The sequence below is a fragment of the Actinoplanes sp. NPDC051633 genome, from assembly GCF_040681735.1.
Lineage (GTDB): Bacteria > Actinomycetota > Actinomycetes > Mycobacteriales > Micromonosporaceae > Actinoplanes.
In genome coordinates this window covers 1-1,482 of sequence record NZ_JBFAZH010001558.1, presented here as the reverse complement: position 1 = coordinate 1,482, position 1,482 = coordinate 1, and the positions used below count along the sequence as shown (strand labels likewise).

Below are 1,482 nucleotides of genomic sequence, written 5' to 3'. Positions count from 1 at the left end.
AGCGCTCCCGGGCGAAGGCCGATGCGGCTGCCCGCAAGACCGGGCACGTCGACCTGTCGGCGTACCGTGCGGTGCTCGACGCGGGCGGCCCGGTCGAGTTCACCGGGTACCAGGAGGTCAGCCGCGAGTCGCGGGTGCGCGCGGTGCTCGGCGGCGACGGCGCTCAGGTGCAGGTGGCCGGCGAGGGCGACTTCGTCGAGCTGATCATGGATTCGACCCCGTTTTACGCGGAGGGCGGCGGCCAGCAGGCGGACACCGGTCTGATCAACGTGGGCGGTGGCCGGCTCGAGGTGGTCGACGTCCAGCAGCCGGTGCCGGGCCTGATCGTGCACAAGGCGCGGGTGCTGCGCGGCGAGGTGCGCGTGGGCGAGGCCGGCTTCGCCGAGATCGACGTGACCCGGCGCAAGGCGATCTCCCGGTCGCACACCGCGACGCACCTGATCCACCAGACCATGCGCGCGTTCCTCGGCGAGTCGGCGACCCAGGCGGGTTCGCTCAACGCCCCCGGCCGGCTGCGGTTCGACTTCAACACCCCGGGCGCGGTGTCCCCCGCGGTGCTGAACGACGTCGAGCAGCAGGTCAACGAGGTGCTGCTGCGCGACCTCGAGGTGCACGCGTTCATCACCTCGCAGGAGGAGGCGCGCCGGCTGGGCGCGATGGCGCTGTTCGGCGAGAAGTACGGCGACGAGGTGCGGGTGGTCGAGGTCGGCGACTACGCCCGTGAGCTGTGCGGCGGTACGCACGTCGCGCGCTCGGGTCAGCTCGGCCTGGTGAAGATCCTCAACGAGGCGTCGATCGGCTCCGGCGTGCGCCGGGTCGAGGCGCTGGTCGGCATCGACGCGTTCGGCTTCCTGGCCAAGGAACATCTCCTGGTCTCCCGGCTCGCGGAGCTGTTCCGGGTGCCCGGCGATCAGGTCGCCGACCGCGTCGAGCAGACCGTCACCGCGCTGCGCGACGCGGAGAAGGAACTGGAGAAACTGCGGGCGCAGATGGTGCTCGGCGGTGCCTCTGCGCTGGCCGGGCAGGCCCGGGACATCGGTGGCGTGGCGTTCGTCGGCACCGAGGCGCCGGAGGGCGCGGCCGGCAACGACGTGCGTACCCTGGCCCAGGAGATCCGCGGCCGGATCGAGCAGAGCCGGCCGGCGGTGGTCGCGGTCGCGGCCCGGTCCAACGGCAAGGCCTCTCTCATCGTGGCGCTCAACGCGGCCGCCAAGGGCCGTGGCCTCTCCGCCAGCGATCTGGTCAAGGGTGCGCTGTCCGGCCGGGGTGGCGGTAACGCCGACCTTGCGCAGGGTGGCGGTCTGCCGGCCGATCAGGTTCCGATGCTGCTCAGCGCGGTGGAGAAAGCCGTGGCCGAGGCCGCTTGATTACAGGGGGTGGCGATGCCCGCACTGCCTCGGGAACGGATAAAACGCTCAAATGAGCATAAAATCAATATTGAGATTGATGATAAGTTAGGCAAATTGATACAACAAAAAATTG

At 70.0% G+C, this 1,482-nt stretch carries 1 protein-coding gene; it reads left to right on the top strand.

Features of this window, described 5'->3' with window-relative positions; translation table 11 throughout:
- On the top strand, positions 1 to 1,367 hold a 1,367-nt coding region (locus tag AB0M20_RS43110; RefSeq protein WP_364307243.1), incomplete at its 5' end, for an alanine--tRNA ligase-related protein.
- Positions 1,368 to 1,482 lie beyond the last annotated feature (115 nt).